4 protein-coding genes and 1 pseudogene are annotated in these 3,491 nt (G+C 54.6%); 2 read left to right on the plus strand and 3 right to left on the minus strand.

The window, feature by feature from the left end; all coding sequences use genetic code 11:
- Together IIA05_12945 and IIA05_12950 are read right to left on the minus strand one after the other, a co-directional pair.
- On the minus strand, positions 1–197 hold a 197-nt coding region (locus tag IIA05_12945; GenBank protein ID MCH9027997.1), incomplete at its 3' end, for a DoxX family membrane protein.
- Between the two features lie 352 nt (positions 198–549).
- Positions 550–972: a hypothetical protein gene (locus tag IIA05_12950; GenBank protein ID MCH9027998.1), complete on the minus strand. Its 423-nt coding sequence runs from the start codon at positions 970–972 to the stop codon at positions 550–552.
- A gap of 628 nt (positions 973–1,600) precedes the next feature.
- Between IIA05_12950 and IIA05_12955 the strand changes: the two genes are divergently transcribed.
- Complete coding sequence (locus tag IIA05_12955) at positions 1,601–2,353, plus strand: transporter (GenBank protein ID MCH9027999.1); 753 nt, start codon at positions 1,601–1,603, stop codon at positions 2,351–2,353.
- A gap of 13 nt (positions 2,354–2,366) precedes the next feature.
- Positions 2,367–2,627: pseudogene (locus tag IIA05_12960) on the plus strand (heavy-metal-associated domain-containing protein).
- Here the strand turns inward: IIA05_12960 and IIA05_12965 are convergent.
- On the minus strand, positions 2,607–3,491 hold an 885-nt coding region (locus IIA05_12965), incomplete at its 5' end, for an ABC transporter ATP-binding protein (GenBank protein MCH9028000.1). The pseudogene IIA05_12960 and the gene IIA05_12965 sit on opposite strands and share 21 nt — an antisense overlap.

Genomic DNA, 3,491 nt, shown 5'->3' on the forward strand with positions numbered 1-3,491 from the left:
CCTACGATAATCCCAACGCCCCCCGCTAGCTCTGCGAGAGTCACGAGTGCAGCGACTGGGGTGGGAAGACCCATCATCTGGGCGAAACCTCCTAAGGCCATAGCTTTGCCAATGCCGTGGAAAATAAACACACTGGCGAGACCTATGCGCAATAACCAGTGAGCATGTGGTTTTAGGGAATCTAATGCGTCAAACATCTTCGATCCTCCTTATCCGTCTTTTGGCGGGTTTGGATTTATCATGTTATCTGTTAAGCATAGTCCAGAAGTGGGCGGGGCGCCTGCTACGAAGGGCGATTACTTCACCTAGAGATGTCCGCTTTGGGTCGTTTTAAGCCGTTCAAGCTTATTCTAGCCTAACGGCTGGTTTTGGGCGCAATGCGGACATTCAGAATGGATCTTTCCGGGGCCAGGCTCCGAACGTCCGGTTTCACCGAATGCGGTCATTCAATCCCGAGGAAACTGCCTATTTTGAAGGGCTGAAAACGGCCAAAAGCGGACGTCTAAAATTGCGTTTAAACGTTCTCTGATACCCGAAAGTGGCAGTCGATTAGATGAAAGATTTTATGTGGTCGATGTAATCCTGAGGCGCTTCAAGTTCTTTCGCACATCTTGCCATTTCATTGATGTAATCCCGGTCCGGTGCAGAATCAGGTATATCAAACGCTATGTAACAGAGCGCCGGTCTTGAACCTCCATCGGCAAGGCCTGCCATCACTGCGTAGGGAAAATAGGTGATCCCGAATACGTCATCTAATTCCTGATACAGACGCGAGATGTCCCGGTGTGAAATATGCGCGAGCCCGCCGTATGAAGCACTGGACTCATTCTTCGTCAGATTGACCCTCGGTCTGATCGTGAGTTCATAGCCGTCAAGTTTGGCAGGTATGGTCGCCTCGCACTGGATGTCATGATCTCGCAGCACACCGACACTCATAAACGTGCCGTAAAAGAATATCCACGCGTTGTCCATGTGAAATCACCCTCAACCAGCTAACGAGGTCTTGCCAGCAAATAAAGATCGAATCACCCTATGTCTGCTTTGGGTCGTTAGCGGACCTTTTGACCAATATTAGCTGAATGTCCGCTTCCGGGGGTAAAGCGGACGTTAAGACAGGTGAAAACCGCTGAATCTGAGGTCCGCTTTCGGCCGAGGCTGTGTAAAAAGAGCCTCGATTTCGCTTGCAATGGGACAGCGACCCACATCTGCGATGATTGGTCAGCGCCGAAGACTTCTGGTCCCACTTTGATCACGTGTCAATCGAAATGCAGATCACACTTACCACCGCTGCCCGAGATTTTGCGTTTTTACACAGCCTCGGCCAGAAGCGGTCGTTGGAAAAACGGCACGGAACTTCGAAATTCCGTCTCGGAACTGAATCTAGAGACCAGAAGATTCTGCGATAATGCGAAACCCTCAGACTGACGTGCAGTCGAAGGTAGTACTCATGCATCCGCCCCGTTCATACAGACCTAGAAAATTCTGCTGTACCTGGCCTGCGCCTGCCGTTCACCAGGGTGTAGCGACTCTCTTTCTTGGGCTATGTTTTACGGTCTCGGTGTCTTGGGCGGCGCCTATCGCTACTAACACTGCGCTTCCCTTGAGCGCGGACGAAATCATCGTTCGACAGCAGTTTGTAATGACGCGTTCGTCGGACCACATTTCTGGCACGCGACGCGAGGTAGATCGCTTCGAATCCCGAACGGTGTTGGGCTACGGACTAACTTCAAAGCTCGCACTTTTTGCTCTGCTGCCGATAATCAACGTCAATCGCGAATTCGGGGATCTCAGTGCTTCCGAATTTGGCCTTGGCGATGCCGCGCTGTTCGCACGCTATGAAGTGTTTCGCTCCGACCGGCCAGGACGCACGCTCCGCATCGCGCCGTATGCCGGGGTCAGATTACCCACGGGACGAGACGGCAAAACCGGTGATGGTTCAGTCGATGTGTTCGGCGGAGTGATCGCGACTTTCGCCAGTACCCAATGGGTACTCGACACCCAGCTGAGGTATGACTTTAACCGTGAAGCAGATGGATTCGAGCGCGGAGATTCCATAAGCTTTGAAAGCTCCTTCCAGTATCGCTTAGCGCCTGGAAGAGTGACGAAAGATACCAAGGGATTTGTTTTCGGTGTGCTCGAACTCAGTGCGAACCACTATGACCGCAATCGCTTGGGCGGCGTGACGGACCCGAACAGCGGCGGATTTCAGCTGTATCTGACGCCTGGCCTTCAGTATGCCACTCGGCGTTGGATTGCCGACCTTGGAGTCAAGGTTCCGATTGTGAACGATCTTAACGGAACGGCCTTAGAGCCTGATTACTCGATTTTGACCAGCATTCGAATTAACTTTTAAAGGAGCAGCAACCATGAAGCGCACGATTCCATTTTTAATTTCTTTTGTATTAGCCGGCACTGCGGCGTTGGCAGATACCGTTCAATACGACATTCGCGTGGACGGCATCACCTGCCCATTTTGTGTGGCGACATCGGAACGCGCGTTAAAGAAGATCGAGGGCGTTCAGTCGGTCGGAAGCAATCTCGAAACAGGCACCATATTCGTCTGTGCCGATAGCCAGGTAGCGCTCACCGATGCCCAGCTGAAACAGCTATTTCGCGATAAGGGCTTTACGTATCGATCCTTTGAGAAAACTTCCGGGTGTTCGATTGCCGGGCACGAGCGTGACGACGAGGAATTGCGGGACATTCCAGAGGATCATGCCGATCACTCGGGCGCCGAAGAAGAGTGTAAGGCCCATTGCCACTCCGGTGAGGATGTCCACCGGCGGCAGCAGGCCGGTGGACAGGCGGCTCGCCGTGTAGCTCGCCTCGAGGTAGCTCCGGTTCTTGCCGTCGAACAGCTCCAGGTTCCGGTCCTGCCGGTTCAGACTCTGCACGACCCGAACACCGGATATGTTCTCGTTGTAGGCGGCGTTCACGATGGAGGCCGACGTACGGACCCTCAGGAATGCCCGTCTCGCCAGGGGCTGCCAGAAGACCACGATCGCAACCAGTACCGGAAGCACGGCCATTGAGATCAGCCCCAGCTCCGCGTTCAGCAGAAGCACGGCGACCACGATGCCCACCAGGCTCAATATGTCTCCCAGCGTCGTCACCACCAGGGACATGAACTCCTGGACCTGGCCGACGTCTCCCTGGACCCGGGACATCACCCGTCCGACCTCGGTCTTGTCGTAAAAGGAGAGCGACTGGCGCTGCAGATGAGCGAACATGTCGCGGCGCAGGTCGTACAGGACTCGCTGGCTGACCCTGGTCATCACCACCTGCTGGTAATAGCTGCTTGCCCAGATGACCAGGGCGATCACACCGAAGAGCGCCACGATCCAGCCGAGGCCCTCCAGGTTCCCCTCGACTATGTAGTCGTCGATGGCGATCTTGGTGATCCACGGCACGGCCACTACCGCGCCGGTGTATATGAGCATCGTAACGATCGCGATGGCGGCGAGACCACGGTGCGGGAGGATGTACGCGGC

The sequence above is a fragment of the Pseudomonadota bacterium genome (assembly GCA_022572885.1).
Lineage (GTDB): Bacteria > Pseudomonadota > Gammaproteobacteria > Steroidobacterales > MnTg04 > MnTg04.

Excerpts from the sequence above, each read along its gene's own strand:
- IIA05_12950 (MCH9027998.1), bottom strand. The coding sequence starts at position 972 with ATGGACAACGCGTGGATATTCTTTTACGGCACGTTTATGAGTGTCGGT.